The 20,388-nt window shown below is 51.5% G+C and carries 19 protein-coding genes; 9 read left to right on the top strand and 10 right to left on the bottom strand.

Annotation, left to right across the window (positions count from 1 at the left end):
* Positions 1-72: 72 nt before the first annotated feature.
* Together ACJY2G_RS16420 and yeaG are read right to left on the bottom strand one after the other, a co-directional pair.
* The gene (locus tag ACJY2G_RS16420) at positions 73-1,347 is read right to left on the bottom strand and encodes a YeaH/YhbH family protein (RefSeq protein ID WP_120162849.1); all 1,275 of its coding nucleotides are present in this window, start codon (positions 1,345-1,347) and stop codon (positions 73-75) included.
* Between the two features lie 34 nt (positions 1,348-1,381).
* Positions 1,382-3,316 carry a protein kinase YeaG gene (yeaG, locus tag ACJY2G_RS16415; protein WP_015697208.1) on the bottom strand — a complete coding sequence of 645 codons (1,935 nt, stop codon included), beginning with the start codon at positions 3,314-3,316 and terminating at the stop codon, positions 1,382-1,384.
* A gap of 544 nt (positions 3,317-3,860) precedes the next feature.
* Here yeaG and ACJY2G_RS16410 point away from each other — a divergent pair.
* Entirely contained in the window at positions 3,861-4,610 is a 750-nt protein-coding gene (locus ACJY2G_RS16410; protein ID WP_112288463.1) for a MipA/OmpV family protein, read from the top strand.
* Positions 4,611-4,729: 119 nt separating this feature from the next.
* A complete protein-coding gene (locus ACJY2G_RS16405) occupies positions 4,730-5,584 on the top strand; it encodes an aldo/keto reductase (RefSeq protein WP_430320568.1) in 855 nt (284 codons plus the stop codon).
* An 85-nt stretch (positions 5,585-5,669) separates the two neighbouring features.
* Here ACJY2G_RS16405 and ACJY2G_RS16400 read toward each other — a convergent pair whose 3' ends face one another.
* Together ACJY2G_RS16400 and gapA are read right to left on the bottom strand one after the other, a co-directional pair.
* The gene (locus tag ACJY2G_RS16400) at positions 5,670-6,539 is read right to left on the bottom strand and encodes a D-hexose-6-phosphate mutarotase (RefSeq protein WP_439291936.1); all 870 of its coding nucleotides are present in this window, start codon (positions 6,537-6,539) and stop codon (positions 5,670-5,672) included.
* A 167-nt stretch (positions 6,540-6,706) separates the two neighbouring features.
* Positions 6,707-7,705 carry a glyceraldehyde-3-phosphate dehydrogenase gene (gene gapA, locus ACJY2G_RS16395; RefSeq protein ID WP_165353128.1) on the bottom strand — a complete coding sequence of 333 codons (999 nt, stop codon included), beginning with the start codon at positions 7,703-7,705 and terminating at the stop codon, positions 6,707-6,709.
* Between the two features lie 350 nt (positions 7,706-8,055).
* Here gapA and msrB point away from each other — a divergent pair, with 350 nt between their 5' ends.
* The 3 genes from msrB to ACJY2G_RS16380 all read left to right on the top strand — a co-directional run bounded on the left by msrB (position 8,056) and on the right by ACJY2G_RS16380 (position 9,541).
* Positions 8,056-8,469: a peptide-methionine (R)-S-oxide reductase MsrB gene (gene msrB, locus ACJY2G_RS16390; protein ID WP_112288467.1), complete on the top strand. Its 414-nt coding sequence runs from the start codon at positions 8,056-8,058 to the stop codon at positions 8,467-8,469.
* A 97-nt stretch (positions 8,470-8,566) separates the two neighbouring features.
* A complete protein-coding gene (locus ACJY2G_RS16385; protein WP_430320566.1) occupies positions 8,567-8,839 on the top strand; it encodes a YeaC family protein in 273 nt (90 codons plus the stop codon).
* A gap of 99 nt (positions 8,840-8,938) precedes the next feature.
* Complete coding sequence (locus ACJY2G_RS16380; protein WP_430320565.1) at positions 8,939-9,541, top strand: LysE family translocator; 603 nt, start codon at positions 8,939-8,941, stop codon at positions 9,539-9,541.
* A gap of 69 nt (positions 9,542-9,610) precedes the next feature.
* Here the strand turns inward: ACJY2G_RS16380 and pncA are convergent, their stop codons facing one another.
* From pncA to sppA, 3 genes are all read right to left on the bottom strand, one after another.
* A complete protein-coding gene (pncA, locus tag ACJY2G_RS16375; RefSeq protein WP_120162854.1) occupies positions 9,611-10,240 on the bottom strand; it encodes a bifunctional nicotinamidase/pyrazinamidase in 630 nt (209 codons plus the stop codon).
* Between the two features lie 12 nt (positions 10,241-10,252).
* Complete coding sequence (gene ansA / locus ACJY2G_RS16370) at positions 10,253-11,266, bottom strand: asparaginase (RefSeq protein ID WP_120162855.1); 1,014 nt, start codon at positions 11,264-11,266, stop codon at positions 10,253-10,255.
* Positions 11,267-11,432: 166 nt separating this feature from the next.
* A complete protein-coding gene (sppA, locus tag ACJY2G_RS16365) occupies positions 11,433-13,286 on the bottom strand; it encodes a signal peptide peptidase SppA (protein WP_439291935.1) in 1,854 nt (617 codons plus the stop codon).
* A 179-nt stretch (positions 13,287-13,465) separates the two neighbouring features.
* Here sppA and ACJY2G_RS16360 point away from each other — a divergent pair, with 179 nt between their 5' ends.
* The 3 genes from ACJY2G_RS16360 to ACJY2G_RS16350 all read left to right on the top strand — a co-directional run bounded on the left by ACJY2G_RS16360 (position 13,466) and on the right by ACJY2G_RS16350 (position 16,501).
* Positions 13,466-14,017 carry an NAD(P)H nitroreductase gene (locus ACJY2G_RS16360; RefSeq protein WP_120162857.1) on the top strand — a complete coding sequence of 184 codons (552 nt, stop codon included), beginning with the start codon at positions 13,466-13,468 and terminating at the stop codon, positions 14,015-14,017.
* A gap of 224 nt (positions 14,018-14,241) precedes the next feature.
* Positions 14,242-16,191, top strand: a complete 1,950-nt coding sequence (locus ACJY2G_RS16355) for a DNA topoisomerase III (protein ID WP_430320563.1) — start codon at positions 14,242-14,244, stop codon at positions 16,189-16,191.
* A complete protein-coding gene (locus ACJY2G_RS16350) occupies positions 16,184-16,501 on the top strand; it encodes a DUF1496 domain-containing protein (RefSeq protein WP_120162858.1) in 318 nt (105 codons plus the stop codon). The genes ACJY2G_RS16355 and ACJY2G_RS16350 overlap by 8 nt, the downstream gene beginning before the upstream one ends.
* Positions 16,502-16,634: 133 nt before the next feature.
* Here ACJY2G_RS16350 and ACJY2G_RS16345 read toward each other — a convergent pair whose 3' ends face one another.
* Both ACJY2G_RS16345 and xthA read right to left on the bottom strand, forming a co-directional pair.
* A complete protein-coding gene (locus tag ACJY2G_RS16345; RefSeq protein WP_430320562.1) occupies positions 16,635-17,036 on the bottom strand; it encodes a pyrimidine (deoxy)nucleoside triphosphate diphosphatase in 402 nt (133 codons plus the stop codon).
* The gene (gene xthA / locus ACJY2G_RS16340; protein WP_120162860.1) at positions 17,036-17,845 is read right to left on the bottom strand and encodes an exodeoxyribonuclease III; all 810 of its coding nucleotides are present in this window, start codon (positions 17,843-17,845) and stop codon (positions 17,036-17,038) included. The genes ACJY2G_RS16345 and xthA overlap by 1 nt, the downstream gene beginning before the upstream one ends.
* Positions 17,846-18,111: 266 nt before the next feature.
* Here xthA and tyrR point away from each other — a divergent pair, with 266 nt between their 5' ends.
* Positions 18,112-19,686, top strand: a complete 1,575-nt coding sequence (gene tyrR, locus ACJY2G_RS16335; RefSeq protein WP_430320561.1) for a transcriptional regulator TyrR — start codon at positions 18,112-18,114, stop codon at positions 19,684-19,686.
* An 85-nt stretch (positions 19,687-19,771) separates the two neighbouring features.
* On the opposite strand, the gene tpx is transcribed toward tyrR, so the two are convergent.
* The gene (tpx, locus tag ACJY2G_RS16330) at positions 19,772-20,275 is read right to left on the bottom strand and encodes a thiol peroxidase (RefSeq protein WP_430320560.1); all 504 of its coding nucleotides are present in this window, start codon (positions 20,273-20,275) and stop codon (positions 19,772-19,774) included.
* Between the last annotated feature and the right edge of the window lie 113 nt (positions 20,276-20,388).

The following is a 20,388-nucleotide window of genomic DNA, read 5'->3' as shown; positions in this document are numbered from 1 at the left end:
TGATGAGATTTTATAAGAGATAAAAAACAGCGGGTCATTAATAAACAATCCGCTGTTTTAAAAAGCTAAAGATTAGTGATCCTGAACCTGCTTATGGAACAGCTCCCTGAACACCGGATAAATATCTTCCTGTTCGCGGATATGCTGCATGGCAAAATTATCGAATTTCTCCTGCAACACTTCGTATTCACGCCACAGCGTCTGGTGGGCGCGGCGGGTGATTTCGATATAACTGTAATAACGCACCAGCGGTAAAATCTTCTGTGCCAGAAGCTGGTGGCACAGAGGGGAGTCGTCAGCCCAGTTATCACCATCGGAAGCCTGCGCCGCATAAATGTTCCACTGCGCCGGATCGTAACGTTCCTTTATGACGTCATCCATCAGTTTCAGTGCGCTTGAAACGATAGTCCCGCCGGTTTCCTGTGAGTAGAAGAACTCCTGTTCATCCACTTCTTTGGCTTGTGTATGGTGACGGATATAGACCACATCGACGTTTTTATAGGTTCTGCTCAGGAACAAATAGAGCAGGATATAGAAGCGTTTGGCCATGTCTTTGGTCGCCTGATCCATCGAACCGGAGACATCCATCAGACAAAACATCACCGCCTGGCTTGATGGCTCGGGGCGACGCTCATAGTTGCGATAGCGTAAATCGAAGGTATCAATGAACGGTGTTTTGGCGATTTTCGCCCGCAACTCGGCGATTTCTTTACGCAACCGTTCTTCTTCGAGTAACTGTGCCGGTTCGCTGTGCTCGACCTCGGTCAGCGTCGATTCCAGCTCACGCAGCTCCCGTTTTTTACCCGCGGTCATCGCCGTGCGGCGGGCCAGCGAGTTTTGCAAAGAGCGCACCACACTGATATTCGCCGGTACGCCATTAGACGTATAACCGGAGCGGTGGGTTTTGAATTCGTTCAGCTGTTTATGCTGGTTTTTACGCAGGTTTGGCAGCGCCAGATCCTCAAACAGCAGATCGAGATACTCGTCTTTGGAGATCTGGAATGAAAACTCATCTTCGCCTTCACCGTCCTGACTGGCTTCTCCCTGACCACTGCCGCCGCCACCGCCCCCTTGCGGTCGTTCGATGCGGTCATTCTGCACAAAGTGGTCATTGCCGGGGTGAACACGGTGGCGTAAGCCACCGCGACCCTGATGGAACATGGGTTCGTTGATATCAGCATTGGGGATCGAAACCGACTCCCCGCTGTCCACGTCGGTAACCGAACGCTTGTTGATGGCCTCGGCAATCGACTGTTTGATTTGCGACTTATAGCGGCGCAAAAAGCGCTGGCGGTTCACCGCGCTTTTGTTTTTGCCATTCAGCCGACGGTCAATGAAATACGTCATATTTCCCCCAGACGACGTTGCCAACGATCCTCTGTTACGAGGATTTTCTTACGCGCAGGTACCATTCACACAGCAAGCGAACTTGTTTGCGTGTATATCCTTTCTCCATCATTCTGTCGACAAAATCATCATGTTTCTTCTGTTCATCGGTCGACGTCTTGGCGTTAAACGAGATAACTGGCAGTAATTCCTCGGTATTTGAGAACATTTTTTTCTCAATGACCGTGCGCAGTTTTTCGTAACTGGTCCAGTTTGGATTGCGGCCGCTATTGTTAGCGCGGGCACGCAGCACGAAGTTGACAATTTCGTTGCGGAAATCTTTTGGATTGCTGATTCCGGCCGGTTTTTCAATTTTCTCCAGCTCAGCATTCAGCGATTCACGGTCGAACAGTTGTCCGGTATCCGGGTCGCGATATTCCTGATCCTGTATCCAGAAATCAGCGTACGTCACATAACGGTCGAAAATGTTTTGTCCGTATTCTGAATAGGATTCCAGATAAGCCGTCTGGATCTCTTTGCCGATGAACTCAGCGTATTTCGGGATCAGATAGCCTTTCAGGTGCTCCAGGTATTTTTCGGCGATGTCCTGCGGGAACTGTTCGCGCTCGATTTGCTGTTCCAGAACATAGAACAGATGAACCGGGTTGGCGGCCACTTCTGCATGGTCAAAGTTGAAAACGCGGGACAGAATTTTAAACGCGAAACGCGTCGACAGCCCGTTCATACCTTCGTCCACACCCGCATAGTCGCGGTATTCCTGATAGGACTTGGCTTTCGGATCGGTATCTTTCAGGCTTTCACCGTCGTAAACACGCATTTTGGAATAGCTGCTGGAGTTTTCGGGTGTTTTCAGCCGCGACAAAATCGAGAAGCGCGCGAGCGTTTCCAGAGTTCCCGGCGCGCACGGAGCATGGGAAAGTTCACTGTTGCTGAGCAGTTTGTCGTAGATTTTCATCTCTTCAGACACGCGCAGGCAGTAAGGCACTTTCACGATGTACACACGGTCAAGGAACGCTTCATTATTCTTATTGTTACGGAACGTCACCCACTCAGATTCATTGGAGTGCGCCAGAATAATGCCGTTGAACGGCAGGGCGGAGATCCCTTCGGTACCGTTATAGTTACCTTCCTGCGTCGCAGTCAGTAACGGGTGCAGCACTTTTATCGGGGCTTTGAACATCTCCACGAATTCCATCACACCCTGGTTTGCACGGCACAGCGCACCGGAATAACCATAAGCGTCAGGATCGTTTTGGGCGTGGTTTTCCAGTTTACGAATATCCACTTTCCCGACCAGCGCAGAGATATCCTGATTGTTTTCATCGCCCGGTTCCGTTTTGGCGATGGCAATTTGTTCAAGAATAGACGGCCAGACTTTCACCACTTTAAACTTGGTGATGTCACCGCCAAATTCATGCAGACGTTTTGCCGCCCATGGCGACATGATGGTGCCGAGATAGCGCGGAGGAATGTTGTATTCTTTTTCGAGAATATGCGCATCTTCCTGCGGGTTAAACAAGCACAAAGGATGATCGTTTACCGGGCTGCGTTCGCCATTAGCGCTCAGCACATAAATCGGTACACGTTGCATCAGGGATTTCAGCCGTTCGGCCAGTGATGATTTACCGCCACCCACCGGGCCCAGTAAATAGAGGATTTGTTTCTTTTCTTCCAGGCCCTGCGCGGCGTGTTTCAGGTAGGAGACAATCTGTTCGATAGCCTCTTCCATGCCGTAAAACTCTTCAAATGCAGGGTAACGTGCAACAACACGGTTCGAGAATAAACGCGACAGGCGTGGTTCAAGCGCGGTATCTACCATCACTGGTTCACCGATTGCCATCAACAGACGTTCCGCCGCATTGACATAAGCACTGCGATCTTGCCGTGCAATGGTAAGAAATTCCTGCAGTGTGAACTCTTCGTCCTTGGCAGCCTCATAGCGCTGGCGATAGTGGTCAAATATGTTCATACGATGCCCGTCCTTCGTTATTTTACCCTTCGTCCTTGGAACCGCTGTTTGACCGCAATTCCAATGAGTTGGATATAGCACAGGTTAATGAGAGCTTTTTTCAGCGCTCCCGGAAGAAAGATCTCCCACCTGAAATACAGCAACCCTTATGCCAACTTGCAGAACCCTTCAAAGCCGACAGTCACGATGATTTGTTTACTGTCAGACCCGGTGGGACGGGCAACCGTTCAGGCTAAGTCTTTCATCTATTTATAAGCGTAGTTTGGCATTAAGAAAATTTCCTCTATGGGTTGGGCGTTTTTTAAGCCATATCAATGACTCAGTTGTCGGCAGTGCTTTGGAAAGCCTTACAGGGCGTGCTTTGCAGCGCGGATGTTGTTTCTTTAGTCATTTTTATTTCATATTTTGCAGATAAATTATGCGATCGCCTCTGTTTTACGTAATGAAACCGGTTCAGGACATTCTGAAAAACTGTAAATGCTAAGCGCAATGTTTAACGTTCATTTACACTAGCGACGATTTTTTACTTAATGGAATTAAGACAATGAAAATTTCAAACCTTAAAACACTGTCCATCGTGGGCGCGGCAGTGCTTTGCAGCCATGCAGCCGTGGCTGGCACCTGGTCACTTGGCGCATCAGCATTGGGTGACGTCAACCCGTATCGTGGATATGACAACAAAGTTTATCCGGTACCGCTGGTGTCTTATGAGGGTGATGATTTCTATTTCAAATCACTGACTGCGGGTTACTACCTGTGGAAAGACGACAGGAATAAGTTCAGTGTTACGACGACATACGTTCCATTTGGGTTTGACCCGGATGACAGCGATGATCATCAGATGAAACATCTGAACAAACGTCGCGGCACGTTATACGCTGGTCTTGCGTATTCACATATTGAAGACTGGGGTACGCTGCGCGCGACCTTCAATGGTGATGTACTGAACAACAGTAATGGTCTGGTCGCGGACGCTGCTTATCTGTATCCAATCCATCAGGATAACTGGGCGCTGGTGCCTGGGTTCGGTGTGATGTTCAACAGCAGCAATCAGAATGACTATTACTATGGTGTGACTAAAGGTGAATCACGTCGCAGCGGTCTGAGCAGCTATTCTGCTGATGATAGTTTTAGCCCATACGCTGAGCTTTCTGCTCGTTATAATTTCACCCGTGACTGGCAGGCATTCTTCACTGGTCGCTATATTCGTTTAGCGGATGAAGTTAAAGACAGCCCGATGGTCGATAAGTCATATTCGGCGATTGTCTGGACAGGTGTCACTTACACCTTCTGATGCAATGCACCGCTACGGTGCTGACATTGCACATCAATGGGGCGTTTCGCCCCATTTGCACATTTATGGCTCATTAACTTTATCGACAAAAAGACTCACGACCCGACCGGAGGAAACAGATGAAAGCGAAAACCGTGCAATTCCCAGACGGGAAAACTGTACCCGCAATCGGACAAGGCACCTGGTATATGGGGGAGCGAAACAGTGATATTCGCGCTGAAGTGAATGCGTTAAGACAAGGGCTGGATGCCGGTATGACGCTGATCGACACCGCAGAAATGTATGCAGACGGTGGCGCGGAAAGAGTGGTCGGCGAAGCCATAGCAGGGCGGCGGGATGATGTGTTTCTGGTATCCAAAGTCTATCCGCACAACGCCGGTGGCGCGAAAGCTATAACAGCTTGTGAGCAAAGCCTCAAAAGATTGCAAACCGATTGTATAGACCTTTACCTGTTGCACTGGCGTGGTTCGATCCCGCTACATGACACGGTTGCCGCGATGGAGAAATTACAACAATCAGGCAAAATCCGTCGCTGGGGCGTCTCCAATCTTGATACTGACGACATGCAGGCGCTGTGGAAAATTCCCGGTAGCGAACAATGTATGACGAATCAGGTGCTGTATCACGCGGCTGCGCGCGGTATTGAATTCGATTTGCTGCCGTGGTGCGAAGAACACGGCGTGCCGGTGATGGCCTATTGTCCGCTGGCGCAGGCCGGAAAACTGCGTCACGATATCCTGACCGCAACTGTGATGCAGAACATCGCGCAAGAGCGTGGCGTCAGCAGTTCACAGATTGCGCTGGCCTGGGTGATCCGCTCGGGTAACGTGATTGCGATCCCAAAGGCCGTGCAACCGCAGCATGTAAAACAGAATGCCGCAGCGATGACGCTCGATTTGTCTCAGGAGGAAATAGCGCAAATTGACGCCGCTTTCCCCGCCCCTGATCATAAAACGCCGCTGGATATGGTCTGAAATCTCCCATTCCTATCATCCTGCATCGGACAGCAAAAAGGGGCCTTTTGGCCCCTTTGTCATCTATGCTGCAATCTCAAAGCGATTATTTGCGGATGGAGAACGTCACCGCCAGGTGCGCTGGTGTAGCATGTGTAGAAATGTGTTTGTCTGAAACCTGCGCGGTTTCGACGCAGACCATGGTTTTGTAGCCGTCGTCTGGCATATCCGCCATGCTGACAGACAATTCAGAACCTGGGTTCCAGGCAACAACGTCAGAGTTGTTTTCGTGTGCAACAACCAGCGTGCGTTTCAGCACCGGATCGACGATTTCACTGGTAGCCTGCGGCTGGGTATAGATACGGTCAGTCTGGCCAGTGAAGGTCAAATCACCTTCGGTCTGCTTAGCTTTTGCGCCATCGACTTTATCGATAAAGCTGTTGCCAAGACCTTTGACAGACACACTGGCAATATCACCGATATTGAAATAAGTGTGAAGGGCGCTGTTAGCGTCGAAATCACCGGTAGATTCCAGTTCGATATGGCAGGTTGCGCCGAGCGTGAAGCGTGCGGTCAGCGTAAATTCGTGCGGCCACAGAGCCAGTGTCTCAGGAGAACTTTTCAGCGTTAAGGTCAGAACAACGCCTTCGTCAGTTTCCTGATGATCCGTCAGTTCCCATGCCATGTTACGGGCGAAACCGTGTGAGGGTTTACCTGCCGGACCGAACCATGGCCAGCAAATTGGAATACCGCCACGAATAGCGACGCCTTCTTTAAACGCACTGGCGCTGCTCATCCAAAGCACAGGTTCTTCACCTTCAGGCTGCCATGACAGCAGATGCGCGCCTTGCAGGGCAATTGCAGCACGAACTTTTGGATGGGTAACAACGAGCACCGGCAGTTCGTCGATAAGATGCTGGCTGACGGAGGTAGTGATCTGGTTTACGACTGGAAGAGAAAAGAGTTGTTCTGTCATTATCTAAAGTCCTGTCAGGGTTAAAACTTCTAAGATTTTGAACCAAGACTACACATGAACCCAATCCCTCTGTTTGATCGCACTCATGTGCTGATAAAAAAGTGCATCCGACAGAAAGCAAAAGGGCGACTTGCGTCGCCCTTCAATCAGTTCATTCACATTGCCAATTATTTGGAAACGTGAGCGATCAGATCCAATACTTTGTTGGAGTAGCCAGTTTCGTTGTCGTACCAGGAAACCAGTTTCACAAAGTTGTCGTTCAGAGCGATACCTGCTTTCGCATCGAATACGGAAGTCAGTTTTTCGCCATTGAAGTCGGTAGATACTACGTCGTCTTCGGTGTAACCCAGAACGCCTTTCAGGTCGCCTGATTCAGAAGCTGCTTTGATTACTGCGCAGATTTCTTTGTAAGACGCTGGTTTTTCCAGACGTGCAGTCAGGTCAACAACAGAAACGTTAGGGGTAGGAACGCGGAACGCCATACCAGTCAGTTTACCGTTCAGAGCTGGGATTACTTTACCTACTGCTTTAGCAGCACCGGTAGAAGAAGGGATGATGTTCTGGGATGCGCCGCGGCCGCCGCGCCAGTCTTTGTGAGACGGGCCATCAACAGTTTTCTGAGTTGCGGTAGTTGCATGCACAGTGGTCATCAGCGCTTCAACGATACCGAAGTTGTCGTTGATAACTTTAGCCAGTGGTGCCAGGCAGTTAGTGGTGCAAGATGCGTTAGAAACGATTTCCTGACCTGCGTATTCTTTATGGTTAACGCCCATAACGAACATTGGGGTGTTGTCTTTAGAAGGACCAGTCAGAACAACTTTCTTAGCGCCTGCAGTGATGTGCTTACGAGCAGTCGCATCATCCAGGAACAGACCAGTAGCTTCAGCTACAACGTCAACGTTAACTTCGTTCCATTTCAGGTTAGCTGGGTCACGCTCAGCGGTAACACGGATGGTTTTGCCGTTAACAACCAGGTGACCGTCTTTAACTTCAACAGTACCGTTGAAACGACCATGAGTTGAGTCGTACTTCAGCATGTATGCCATGTAGTCCGCGTCTAACAGATCGTTGATTGCTACGATCTCGATGTCAGAACGTTCTTGAGCAGCACGGAAAACAATGCGACCGATACGGCCAAAACCGTTGATACCTACTTTGATAGTCATATATTCCACCAGCTATTTTTTTAGTGAATAAAAGGTTGGTTGTAAAATTACAAAAACCTTGCTGAGCGTCAAGCGGAATCGTGTCAATTATTGCTGTAAGTCAAAGCGACGACCTACTATTGCTCGCTTATTGCACGTTCCGTTTTCTTAATCGGCTTACAACCACATGGGGGCGAAAAACTGAATATAAAGTACCGGAAGATCAGGAGTGTGATCGCCATCACAAGTTGCGAGTCAGGTAACGCTGATGCCATACAGTTTAGGCCAAAAGGGGCAGACCTGTTGTTAATTTTTTGTTATTATAAACTGTTATTTTAGTTGATTTTTATATTCGTCAGAGAACGATAAACATGAGCATCATAACCAAATCTTCCCCTGCACCCGAGCAACTCACTGAAATTCAACGTTATGTCACGCAAGATCACGGAACAGAACCTCCTTTCTCCGGAAAGTTACTGCACAACCGTCGTGAAGGCATTTATCATTGCGTAGTCTGTGGAACTGCGTTGTTCTATTCCGATACTAAATATGATTCCGGCTGCGGCTGGCCAAGTTTTTATCAGCCAGTACAACCCGATGCCATTAAATATCTCACTGATAAAGCTCATAATATGCAGCGCGTTGAGATACGCTGCTCAGGGTGTGAAGCGCATCTGGGGCACGTTTTCCCGGATGGTCCAAAGCCAACAGGCGAACGCTACTGTGTGAATTCGGCCTCAATGCGTTTCACTGATGGTCAGAGTGGTGACATAACCGCCGGGTAGAATGCCTTATAAGTACGATGTAATTTACCCGACAAAATCGATTCAGCTATTATTCAAAACCGTTTGAATAATAGCGTGGAGCTGAGGGCTCAGTCAGATGGAAATTAATCAACTCATTGATGTAGTGACACCGGAAATCTATGCACGCCTGGTGCAGGCCGTTGAACTCGGAAAGTGGCCAGATGGCGTGGCGCTGACGCCGGAACAGAAAGACCACAGCCTGCAGGCCGTGATGTTGTATCAGTCACGTCACAACGTCGATGCCCAGCACATGAGCATCGGCACTGACGGGCAGATCGTCACCAAAAGTAAGCAGGAACTGAAACAGCAGTTCGCGCAGGAAACGCTGATAAAGCTGAAACCTGAGTAATGACTGCTTCAGCAGAATAAAAAGGGCGCAACAAAGCGCCTTTTGAAATTGATGTTACCTTCAGATAATAAAGGAATAAACGCTCAATTTTATCCCAATATGGACATCAATTTAGCTGGTTTTATCCCCGCACTACTTCCCGTTGCACTGTCTCCCGGCGCAAGTTTTACGCTTGCCATGAACAGTGCGTTGTCAGGCGGACGGAAAGGGCTTTTTAAGACGCTCACCGGAACCGCTCTCGGCATTTATACCCATGCAATTCTTATCGGGCTGGGCATTACCTCTTTGCTGGTGGCATCCCCGATGCTATTCACAATGCTGAAAATTGCAGGCACGGCCTATCTGCTCTGGCTGGGGATCCAGCTTATCCGCAGTGGCCTCAATGCGCGTGAAATGGTGTTCGACAGTAGCGGGTCAGCGGTAACATTAAAAGATGCCTGGCTCGCGAATGTACTCAACCCAAAAGCCATCATGTTTTATCTCACCGTGGTGTCGCAATTTGCCGGCAGCCAGGGTGAAATCAGTCATTATATGATTCTGGCGACCGTGCATATTGCGGTGATGTCCGTCTGGCTTATCGCTGTCAGCAGGGCTCTTATTTTCTCTGCGAATAAGATAAACACCGTTACCCTGAAAAAGGTCGTGAATATAGCAGGTGGGGGATTACTGGTTATTTTTGCGCTGAGTAGTTTTCTGCTTTGAAGTGGCGGGCGGGTTAAAGATTTCGCTGTTCTTTATCGTCCTGCTAATCCTTTAGCAGGACGACAAAATTCACGCCGTTACCGCTACGGACGTACTGACCTTCACCCCTGCAGCCCGCATCGCTTCAACCGCTTGTGCGCTGTCTTCCGGCTGTAAGTTCACGCCACGACAACCATCGGTCAGCAACGTCACCTGATAGCCCAGTTCCAGTGCGTCGAGCACAGTGAATTTTACGCAGTAATCGGTGGCCAGTCCCATCACGTACAGATGCGTTACATGCGCCGCTTTCAGCCAGTCGTTTAGCACAGTTGCTGCGCGGTGCCCGTTATCGTAAAAGGCGCTGTAACTGTCGATGTCCGGATTTGTGCCTTTTTGTACGACGAAGTCTACCAGCGGCAGGTTCAGGGCAGGATGAAACTCAGCCCCGGGTTCCTGCTGAACACAGTGAACCGGCCACCAGACTTGCGGCAGCCCGTTCAGTTCGCCCGATGTCCAGGCCTCTGCGTGCGAGTTAGTGGCAAAACTGCGATGGCCGGCAGGATGCCAGTCCTGTGATGCCAGCACCGGGATGCCATGGCTTTTACACCACGCCATCATCTGATTAGCCACCGCCACCGTATCATCGCCGTCCGTGACCGCCAGCGCGCCGCCGCGACAAAAGTCATTTTGCAGATCGACCAGCAATAAAGCAGATTTCATATCGTCCCTTATTTATTCGGTCAGTTCGCCACGCAGGTTCTGCTGCATCAGTTCGCGGATTTCTTCCGGAGTGTGTGTCTGGCTGAGCAGATAATGCAATTTGGTCAGCGCCGCTTCGACGGTCATATCAAACCCGCTGATCACGCCGGAATGCGCCAGCGCATTACCGGTCGCATAGCCGCCCATATTGACGCGCCCTGAGATGCATTGCGTCAGATTAACCACCACGATGCCGCGTTCAGACGCGTCTTTCAGCACTTTCAGCAAATCGCCTTTTTGAGGCGCGTTACCGACACCGTAAGAGCGCAGGATCAGGGCTTTCACCGGTTGCATCAGGAAGTTCTGCACAACTTCTGCGGAAATGCCCGGATAAATCGTTACCACGCCGATAGGCTGCGGGGTGATGTGATGAACTTTCAGCTTTGCGGCGGGAGCAACAGGCAGCGACGGCGTAGAAAGGCGGCGGATGTGGATCCCGGCTTCCAGCAGCGGCGAAAGGTTCGGTGAGGCAAAGGCATCAAAACCATCTGCGTGTGCTTTGGTGCTGCGGTTCCCGCGATACAGACGGTTGTTGAAGAACAGGGTGACTTCGTTGACCGGATGGTTCGCCGCGATGTAAAGCGAGTTCAGCAGGTTGATCTGCCCGTCGGAACGCAACGCTTCTAGCGGGATTTGTGACCCTGTCACAATCACCGGCTTGCTGAGATTTTCCAGCATGAAAGACAGCGCAGAAGCGGTGAACGCCATGGTATCCGTGCCATGCAGGATGACGAAACCGTCGTACTCGTCGTAATGCGCCTGAATATCATCGGCGATATGCTGCCAGTCTTCCGGCGTCATGTCGGAAGAATCCATCAGTGGCGCATATTCCTGAATGGTGAATTCAGGCATTTCAGGACGATGGAATTCAGGCATTAGTGCCAGCTGACGCTGTAAATGTCCGGAAACCGGAATGTAACCTTGTTCAGAACGCTGCATACCGATTGTGCCGCCGGTGTAGGCAACGTAAATAGATTTTTTAGTCATCGACGATGTTCTTTTTTAGAAAGGTGAAAGCAACTGCGCTAAGTATAAAGGCTTCGCGACGGGTGTCCCACCATAAAAAAGCCCGGAGTTCTCAGTGAGCACTCCGGGCAGTGAATTAGGGTGGATCTTTATCCGACTTTATTCCGCTTAATCCCAAAACGGAACGTTACTTCACATCACCACAGGTCAGGCAAAGTGCGTAACGGTTTTGCGGGTCATTCATGTTGCTAAACAGGTCAGCCTGGGATTTCAGCTCCATCGCCATTTTGCCCACCGGCGCAGGCAGATAAGCCTGAATCGCTGCTGGCAGCATGGCATGAACGGATGCACTCACTTGTGAGAACACCAGGTCGCTCAGGCTTGGCTCGCTGACATACCAGTTCAGTTGCCATTTCGGCAGCTTCGCCAGATCAGCGGCTTTTTTCACGGCGTCATCGAAATCACCCAGCTCATCCACCAGGCCGTTGGCCTTGGCGTCAGAACCAATCCAAACGTGGCCTTGCGCAATCTGGTCGATTTCTTCAGGCGTTTTGTGGCGTGAGTCGGCAACCAGACCTAGGAAGGTTTTATAACCATTCTCGATGTTCAGCTGCATCATCTGCGAGAACTCAGGTGGCAGCGCTTTGGTGGAGGCAATATCCGCCAGCGGCGATGTTGCCACGCCGTCAGTGTGAACGCCGGCGTAGTCCAGCGTGTTCTGATAGGTGTTGATCACGCCAAAGATACCGATGGAACCGGTGAGGGTGCTCGGGCTGGCGATGATGTAGTTCGCTGGCGTTGAAATCCAGTAACCGCCGGATGCCGCCATACCGCCCATGGAAACCACCACTGGTTTGCCTGCGGCTTTCGCAGCAGCCAGTTCAGAGCGGATCACTTCAGAGGTACTGACGCTGCCGCCCGGGCTGTTAACGCGTAAGACAATCGCTTTCACTTTCGGATCCAGACGGGCATCACGAATTTGCTGCGCGGTCGTGTCGCCACCGACTGCACCCGGTTGTTCTTCACCGTCATTGATCGCACCGGTCGCGAAGATTACCGCGATTTGTGGCTCGTTATTGTCCGGTTTTGGTTTCGGCGAATAATCGTAGATGCTGGTGTAGTTAAAGTCTTTGGTGTCTTTATTCCAGCCAAAGGCTTTCACCATCTCGTTATCCGCTTCGGTACGGGAAGCCAGCGCATCCACCAGTTTTGCTTTCAGCGCGTATTGCGCCATATCGCCGCCGGTTGCCTGCATACCCGCTAATACACCTGCTGCGCCAGGGAACAATTGCTCAGGTGTGATCTGACGGTTTGCCGACACGGTATTGAGATAGTTGGTCCACAATCCACCCACCCAGCGACTGTCTGCTTCGCGTGCTGCAGGGGACATATCGTCACGGATCAGCGGTTCAACGGCGGATTTATAGGTTCCGACGCGGAAAATGTTGGTCGTGACTTTCAGCTTCTCAAGCAGGGATTTGTAATACAGATTGTTGGTCGCAAAACCGTGCAAGTCCACCGCGCCTTGTGGCGACATGTAGATTTTGTTGGCGTAGCTCGCCAGATAATATTGCGACTGGTTATAGCTGTCGCCGATGGCGTAAACCGGTTTGCCCGCGTCACGGAACTCACGCAGCGCCTTGCCAATATATTGCATAGAAGCCTGGTCAGTGCCGGTGAAATCGGTCAGCTGCAAAACAATGCCGGTGACGTTTTTGTCATCTTTTGCGGCGCGAAGGGTATCGACCAGATCAAACAGGGAATTCTCCTGCAAACGGCTGCTCGACGTGCCCAGTAATTCGCGGCCCCACTGACGGACTTTATTATTCACCGAAGGCTTATCCACCACGGAACCACTCAGGTCAACCAGCAGCGCGCCTTTGGTGGTGTCGACGGGTTTGTCCTGCACGGCGTACCAGATGCCCACGCCAGCCAGAATGATCAGAATAAGGAAAACGTTGAGAATGAATTCTCTGACGAAATTAAGAAGACGCCAGGTCCACTTAAAAAAACCGGCGATAATTCGCCACAATGTGCGCATGGTCTCTCCAACAAGACAGTTAAGTATCGCTATCCTAATGACACGCCGGAAAAAAGTCAGCTTTAAATCATGTCAGGATTTGGCAACGACGCATTATTTGAAAGCGCCTGATGCGTTGGAAAAAGGCGTAGCGGCTATGTTAACGTAAGGTAAATAGCAATTATTCTCAGGAGATTAAAATGGACGCTTTGGACTTGTTACTTAACCGCCGTTCCGCTTCCCGTCTGGCTGCTCCTGCGCCGGCTGGCGAGGCGCTGCAAAACATCATCAACGCCGGTATGCGCGCGCCAGACCACGGTGCCTTGCAACCTTGGCGTTTCGTGATTGCAGAGAACGACGGGCTGACCCGTTTTAGTGAAGTGTTGCGTGCTGCCGCCATTAAAGATGGTGCGGATGAAAAAGCCATCGAGAAAGCCACGCAGGCGCCATTGCGTGCGCCGCAAATCATTACCGTTATCGCGGCCTGTAAAGAAAGCCCGAAAGTGCCGCAGTGGGAACAGTTGCTTTCCGCCGGTTGCGCTGTTCACGCCATGCAGATGGCGGCGCTGGCGCAGGGTTTCAACGGCATCTGGCGTACCGGCGCATGGACTGAACATGCGGATGTGCGCAAGGCTTTCAAGTGCGTTGAAAACGATAAAATTGTCGGTTTCCTGTATCTCGGCACACCGCAACTGAAAGCGAATTTGCAGGTCATCCCGGCTGACAGCACACCTTTTGTGAGCCATTTTTAAAAATTCATCCGTTCGTAAATTAACCGGTTTACATCGGCCTTTTCCGATAAAACCGGTTTTTGCTGCCTATTTGAGCGACCATCGCTGCGGATCCTTCTATCCGTCTTACTAATTGCGCCGCCAGCGGCTAACATAGCCACCTCTGCATGATGAGGACGTAGTGAAATGAAGGATGGGATAATGGAAATCTTTACAGCGATCACCCCGCAGGCAGGTACGGCCTGATGCGTTTGTTCATTGCGGAAAAACCCAGCCTTGCCCGCGCCATTGCGGATGTCCTGCCAAAACCTCATCGCCGCGGCGACGGGTATATTGCCTGCGGCAACGATCAGGTCGTTACCTGGTGCGTCGGCCACTTACTCGAACAGGCTCAGCCCGACGCTTACGACAGCCGCTTTGCGCGCTGGTCGCTGGCAGATTTACCTATTATTCCTGAAAAGTGGCAGCTTCAGCCGCGTTCTTCCGTCGCCAAACAACTCAATGTCATTAAACGCCTGTTGCTGGAGGCGACGCAGGTCGTCCATGCCGGTGACCCGGATCGTGAAGGGCAGTTACTGGTGGATGAAGTGCTGGATTATCTGGAACTGACGCCGGAAAAACGTCACGCGACCCAGCGCTGTCTGATAAACGATCTCAACCCGCAAGCCGTCGAACGTGCCATTGACCGCCTGCGTGACAACCGCGATTTTATTCCGCTGTGCGTTTCTGCGCTGGCCCGTGCCCGTGCGGACTGGCTTTACGGCATCAACATGACCCGCGCATATACCATTCTTGGCCGCAACGCGGGCTATAACGGCGTGCTGTCCGTCGGGCGTGTGCAAACCCCGGTTCTCGGGCTGGTGGTGCGCCGCGACGAAGACATCGAAAACTTCGTGCCGAAAGATTTCTTTGAAGTGAAAGCGCATATCGTCACGCCTGCCGACGAGCGTTTTATAGCGCTGTGGCAGCCGAGCGATTCCTGCGAGCCGTATCAGGATGAAGAAGGGCGTTTGTTGCATCGTCCGCTGGCCGACCACGTGGTGGCGCGTATTGCCGGACAACCGGCGATGGTCACCGGCTATAATGATAAACGTGAGAATGATATTGCTCCGCTGCCGTTTTCGCTTTCGACATTGCAGATTGAAGGTTCGAAAGCCTTTGGTCTGAGTGCTCAGCAAATTCTTGATATCTGTCAGAAATTGTATGAAACGCACAAATTGATTACGTATCCTCGTTCGGATAGCCGATATCTACCAGAGGAGCATTTTGCCGGTCGTCATTCTGTCATCAACGCCATCGGCGTTCACCGGCCGGATCTGATGCCGCAACCGGTGGTGGATACCGATATACGCAACCGGTGCTGGGACGACAAAAAGGTTGATGCTCACCATGCGATTATCCCGACTGCGCGCAGCAGTAACGTGAATCTGACCGAAGACGAACGCAAAATTTACGGTCTGGTGGCACGTCAGTATCTGATGCAGTTTTGCCCGGATGCGGTGTATCGCAAATGCGTTATCGATCTGGATATCGCGGGCGGAAAATTTATCGCCAAGGCGCGTTTCCTGGCGGAGGCGGGCTGGCGTACTTTGCTGGGCAGTAAAGAACGCGACGAAGAAAACGAAGGCACGCCGCTGCCGGTGGTCGCCAAAGGTGACGAACTGTTATGCGAGCGCGGGGAAGTGGTTGAGCGACAAACTCAGCCACCACGACCGTTTACCGATGCCACACTGCTTTCTGCCATGACCGGGATCGCGCGTTTTGTGCAGGATAAAGAACTGAAAAAAATCCTGCGTGCGACGGACGGTTTGGGCACAGAAGCCACGCGTGCCGGGATTATCGAGCTGCTGTTCCGTCGTGAATTTTTATACAAGAAAGGGCGCTATATTCATTCCAGTGATACCGGGCGCGCACTGATCCACTCGCTGCCGGATATTGCAGGGCGGCCAGATATGACCGCCGACTGGGAATCAACGCTGACGCGTATCAGTGAAAAGAGCTGCCGTTATCAGGATTTCATGCAACCGCTGGTCGCGACGTTGCAGAATCTTATCATGCAGGCCAAAACGAACCGGGTGTCTTCTGCATTCCGCAGTCTGCCTTCCAAACCGGCGGTCGCTGCGGCGAAAGGCAAAAGCGCCCCCAAACGCCGTAAAGCGAGCACTAAAGGGAAGGAAGCAAACAGTGATGAATAATGTACTGGTGAGAAATGTGCTGATGGTGTTACTGGCCGGTTCCGCGCTGCTGTCTGCACCGGCGATGGCAAACCGCAGTAATATCGGTAACGGCGCAGATATCGTGGTGCCGTTGCCGCCGCAAATCTGGGAAAACAGCGGCAGCAGCAACAATAACAGTGCGCCGACCTGCCATAACTGCTGCATCTACAATAACCAGAGTTACAGCGAAGGCGCGGTAGTGACGGCGGACAGCGTAGTGTTGCAATGTTCACGCGACCCGAATGTGGTTGGTACCAATGCACTCAAATGGGAAGTGTTGAAGAAATAAGACTTTCTTAAAGCTTTTGATTTTCTCAAGACCTCTGATTTTCTCAAGGCTTCTGATTTCTCGATACTTCTGACAAAGAAAAGGCGCGGACTGTTTCCAGTTTCGCGCCTTTTTGTTTGAAGGGTTGATACAGCTACACGGCGAATTTCGCCAGATACGCCTCGATCAACGGAATATCCGCAGGTGCCAGATCAAACGACAGCACGTCGTCGGGCGCGACCCAATGAATTTTAGAGTGACACTGTAACGTAATCGTCCCAGTAAATCCGCTGACCCGCCAGCCGTGCAAACGAATCAGCCTGGCGGGTTGCTGTGATTCGCTGGTGGCGATGAATTCTTCCACCGTGGCCTTGATACCCAATTCTTCCTGCAACTCGCGCACTAGAGCAGAGGGCTGACTTTCTCCGGTTTCCACTTTCCCGCCGGGGAATTCCCATAAACCAGCCTGATCGCTGGACGCATCCCGACGGGCGAGCAGCAATTTGCCCTCGCACTCAATCAGGGCGGCGACCACGTCAATCATCTTCATGGTCATTATTTCAGGTCAAACGTCGCCCAGATTGGCGCATGGTCAGACGGCTTTTCCATGCCGCGAATGTCGTAATCGATGCCAGTCTCAGTGCAACGTGCCGCCAGCGGCGTACTCGCCATGATAAGATCTATACGCAGACCACGGTTCTCATCGAAGCCGCGTGAACGGTAATCAAACCATGAGAATTTATCGGCAGTTTCAGGGTTCGCGGCGCGGAAAGTGTCAATCAGACCCCAGCCTTTCAGGCGTTCCATCCATTCACGCTCTTCCGGCAGGAAAGAACATTTGCCGGTGCGCAACCAGCGTTTACGGCTGTCTTCACCGATACCGATATCCAGATCGGTCGGGCTGATATTCACGTCACCCATCACCACTACCGGATTATTCACGGACAAACTGGTGGTCAGGTAATCCTGCAAATCGCGATAAAACTTCTCTTTGGCCGGGAACTTGGTCGGATGGTCGCGACTTTCGCCCTGCGGGAAGTAACCGTTGATCACGGTCAGAATGCCCTGTGGCGTTTGGATGTCGGTCATGATGATACGGCGCTGAGACTCTTCGTCATCACCCGGGAAACCACGGCGTACAGCCACCGGTTCCTGCTTCGTGAGCATGGCAACGCCGTAATGGCCTTTCTGGCCGTGATAAAACACGTGATAACCGTACTGACTGACATCCTCCAGCGGGAACATGTCGTCATGGACTTTGGTTTCCTGCAAACCGATCACGTCAGGCTGGTGTTGTTCGATAATTGCCGCAAGCTGATGCGGGCGGGCGCGTAATCCATTGATATTAAAGGAGACGAACTTCATAGTCGGGAACCATTTGGCGATGAAATCAGAAGCGCGATAGTAGCAGAAAAAGGGCGTAATGGCGAAATCGCGATGAATCACAATCAGGTTTCAACAGCCAGAATAAACGTCTGTAAAAGCACAACGTCTGCCTGAAATTTATGGCAAATGGATTTCATTCGGAGAATTATTTTGTCAACTTTTCGTGACAGTCTCTTCTTCCCGTGTACATGAAAGAGTATTATGCCTGTAGCGATTTCCGCACCGGCAGAAAAAGGTCAACACTGATGCGTCTGGAAGTTTTTTGCGAAGACCGCCTGGGTCTCACCCGTGAACTCCTCGATTTACTGGTTTTACGCAGTATTGATTTACGTGGTATCGAGATTGCCTCGATTGGCCGCATTTACCTGAATTTTTCCCAACTGGATTTTGACACTTTTCGCGCCCTGATGGCTGAAATTCGCCGTATCGAAGGCGTGACGGATGTCCGCACCGTCACGTTCATGCCTTCCGAACGCGAACATCGGGCATTACGCGCTTTACTGGTTTCCATGCCTGAACCGGTTTTTTCTATTGATATGAAGGGCAAAGTCGAGCAGGCCAACCCGGCTGCGATGGCTTTATTTGAACTCGATGAAGATAAAATCCGCAACGTGACGGCGGCGAACCTGATCACCGGTTACAACGTCACGCGCTGGCTGGAAAGCGAAAATGCACAGCCGCACTCAGAACGTATTGTGATCCGCAGCCAGGATTTCCTGATGGATCTCACGCCTATCCATATAGACGATGAGGATGGTAAAGGCGGAATTGCCGGAGCAGTGGTGATGCTCAAATCAGCTGCCCGCATGGGCCGTCAGTTGCAGGACTTAACGGTTAACGACGACAGTGAATTCGACCACATCGTCGCGGTCAGCACCAAAATGCGTCATGTACTGGATCAGGCGCGCAAACTCGCGATGCTGGACGCGCCGCTGCTGATTGTCGGCGATACCGGCACCGGTAAAGATTTGCTGGCTCACGCCTGTCATGTGCGCAGCGCACGCGGTAAAAAGCCATTCCTTGGCCTTAACTGTGCGTCGCTGCCAGATGACGTGGTGGAAAGCGAATTGTTTGGCTATGCCGCCGGTGCCTATCCGAATGCACTGGAAGGTAAAAAAGGCTTCTTCGAACAGGCTAATGGCGGTTCGGTGCTGCTGGATGAAATTGGTGAAATGTCACCGAGAATGCAGATTAAACTGCTGCGCTTCCTCAATGACGGCACGTTCCGCCGTGTGGGCGAAGAGCATGAAGTGAAAGTAGATGTTCGCGTAATGTGCGCCACCCAGAAAAACCTGGTGGAACTGGTGCAGCGTGGCGAGTTCAGGGAAGATTTGTATTACCGCCTGAACGTGCTGAGCCTGACGCTGCCGCCGCTGCGCGAGCGTCCTGCTGATGTGATGCCGCTGACCGAACTGTTTGTGGCGCGTTTCTCCGATGAGCAGGGAATGCCGCGGCCAAAACTGTCGTCCCAGCTGGGGAATTACCTGACGCATTACGGCTGGCCGGGCAACGTCCGTCAGCTCAAAAATGCGATTTACCGCGCACTGACGCAGCTGGAAGGCGGCGAACTGCGACCGCAGGATATCGTTCTGCCGGACTTTGACGCAGAAGTGACGATTGGTGAAGAAGCGCTGAACGGTTCACTCGACGATATCAGCAAACGTTTCGAACGTTCCGTGCTGACCCGTCTTTACCGCACTTATCCGAGTACGCGTAAACTGGCGAAGCGTCTGGGCGTATCGCATACGGCCATCGCTAATAAACTGCGGGAATACGGGCTCAGCAGCCGTCGCGGTGAAACGGGCGAAAGCGAAGAGTAATTTTCTTCTCAGAAACTGCGCCCAATAAAAAAGCAACGGATAGCGCCGTTGCTTTTTTTTCATCGGTTGCCTGTGAAAGCAGAAATTACTTCAGCACAGCCAGCGCAGATTCATAATCAGGTTCAGTGGTGATTTCGTTCACCAGTTCGCTGTACAGCACGTTGTCCTGACCATCCAGAACCACAACCGCACGGGCAGTCAGACCAGACAATGCGCCATCGGTGATACCCACGCCGTAGTCAGATTTGAAATCACCGCCACGCAGTGTAGACAGCGTAACAACGTTAGACAGGCCTTCCGCACCGCAGAAACGCGACTGCGCGAATGGCAGATCAGAAGAGATGCACAGCACGACTGTGTTCTCGATTTCACCCGCCAGCTGGTTGAATTTACGCACGGAGGTGGCGCAGACGCCGGTATCAATGCTCGGGAAAATGTTCAGGACTTTACGTTTGCCTGCGAAGCTGCTCAGGCTGACATCAGAAAGGTCTTTTGCGACCAGGCTGAAAGGCTTGGCGACGTCGCCTTTTTGTGGGGTTTTGCCCGCAACGGTTACCGGGTTGCTCTGAAAGTGTACTGTCTGGGTCATGATTATTTCCTATGTCCATTGGAGTCAAACGGCTTTCAGTTTAGGGTAACAATGCTATGTTGGATATAGAATATTTGTTAATTACTTGTATCTATTGATTGTATCCCGCAAGG

Origin of the sequence: Rahnella sp. ATs2 (assembly GCF_051851855.1) — a bacterium.
Taxonomy (GTDB): domain Bacteria; phylum Pseudomonadota; class Gammaproteobacteria; order Enterobacterales; family Enterobacteriaceae; genus Rahnella; species Rahnella variigena.
The sequence above is the reverse complement of the archived record's forward strand: the minus strand, read 5'-3'. Positions and strand labels throughout refer to the sequence as shown.

Excerpts from the sequence above, each read along its gene's own strand:
- ACJY2G_RS16410 (WP_112288463.1), top strand. The coding sequence starts at position 3,861 with ATGAAAATTTCAAACCTTAAAACACTGTCCATCGTGGGCGCGGCAGTG.
- ACJY2G_RS16420 (WP_120162849.1), bottom strand. The coding sequence starts at position 1,347 with ATGACGTATTTCATTGACCGTCGGCTGAATGGCAAAAACAAAAGCGCG.
- ACJY2G_RS16380 (WP_430320565.1), top strand. The coding sequence starts at position 8,939 with ATGGACATCAATTTAGCTGGTTTTATCCCCGCACTACTTCCCGTTGCA.
- ACJY2G_RS16350 (WP_120162858.1), top strand. The coding sequence starts at position 16,184 with ATGAATAATGTACTGGTGAGAAATGTGCTGATGGTGTTACTGGCCGGT.
- msrB (WP_112288467.1), top strand. The coding sequence starts at position 8,056 with ATGAGCATCATAACCAAATCTTCCCCTGCACCCGAGCAACTCACTGAA.
- ACJY2G_RS16400 (WP_439291936.1), bottom strand. The coding sequence starts at position 6,539 with ATGACAGAACAACTCTTTTCTCTTCCAGTCGTAAACCAGATCACTACC.
- ACJY2G_RS16345 (WP_430320562.1), bottom strand. The coding sequence starts at position 17,036 with ATGACCATGAAGATGATTGACGTGGTCGCCGCCCTGATTGAGTGCGAG.
- ansA (WP_120162855.1), bottom strand. The coding sequence starts at position 11,266 with ATGACTAAAAAATCTATTTACGTTGCCTACACCGGCGGCACAATCGGT.
- xthA (WP_120162860.1), bottom strand. The coding sequence starts at position 17,845 with ATGAAGTTCGTCTCCTTTAATATCAATGGATTACGCGCCCGCCCGCAT.
- gapA (WP_165353128.1), bottom strand. The coding sequence starts at position 7,705 with ATGACTATCAAAGTAGGTATCAACGGTTTTGGCCGTATCGGTCGCATT.
- sppA (WP_439291935.1), bottom strand. The coding sequence starts at position 13,286 with ATGCGCACATTGTGGCGAATTATCGCCGGTTTTTTTAAGTGGACCTGG.
- yeaG (WP_015697208.1), bottom strand. The coding sequence starts at position 3,316 with ATGAACATATTTGACCACTATCGCCAGCGCTATGAGGCTGCCAAGGAC.
- ACJY2G_RS16360 (WP_120162857.1), top strand. The coding sequence starts at position 13,466 with ATGGACGCTTTGGACTTGTTACTTAACCGCCGTTCCGCTTCCCGTCTG.
- ACJY2G_RS16405 (WP_430320568.1), top strand. The coding sequence starts at position 4,730 with ATGAAAGCGAAAACCGTGCAATTCCCAGACGGGAAAACTGTACCCGCA.
- tyrR (WP_430320561.1), top strand. The coding sequence starts at position 18,112 with ATGCGTCTGGAAGTTTTTTGCGAAGACCGCCTGGGTCTCACCCGTGAA.
- tpx (WP_430320560.1), bottom strand. The coding sequence starts at position 20,275 with ATGACCCAGACAGTACACTTTCAGAGCAACCCGGTAACCGTTGCGGGC.
- ACJY2G_RS16385 (WP_430320566.1), top strand. The coding sequence starts at position 8,567 with ATGGAAATTAATCAACTCATTGATGTAGTGACACCGGAAATCTATGCA.
- ACJY2G_RS16355 (WP_430320563.1), top strand. The coding sequence starts at position 14,242 with ATGCGTTTGTTCATTGCGGAAAAACCCAGCCTTGCCCGCGCCATTGCG.
- pncA (WP_120162854.1), bottom strand. The coding sequence starts at position 10,240 with ATGAAATCTGCTTTATTGCTGGTCGATCTGCAAAATGACTTTTGTCGC.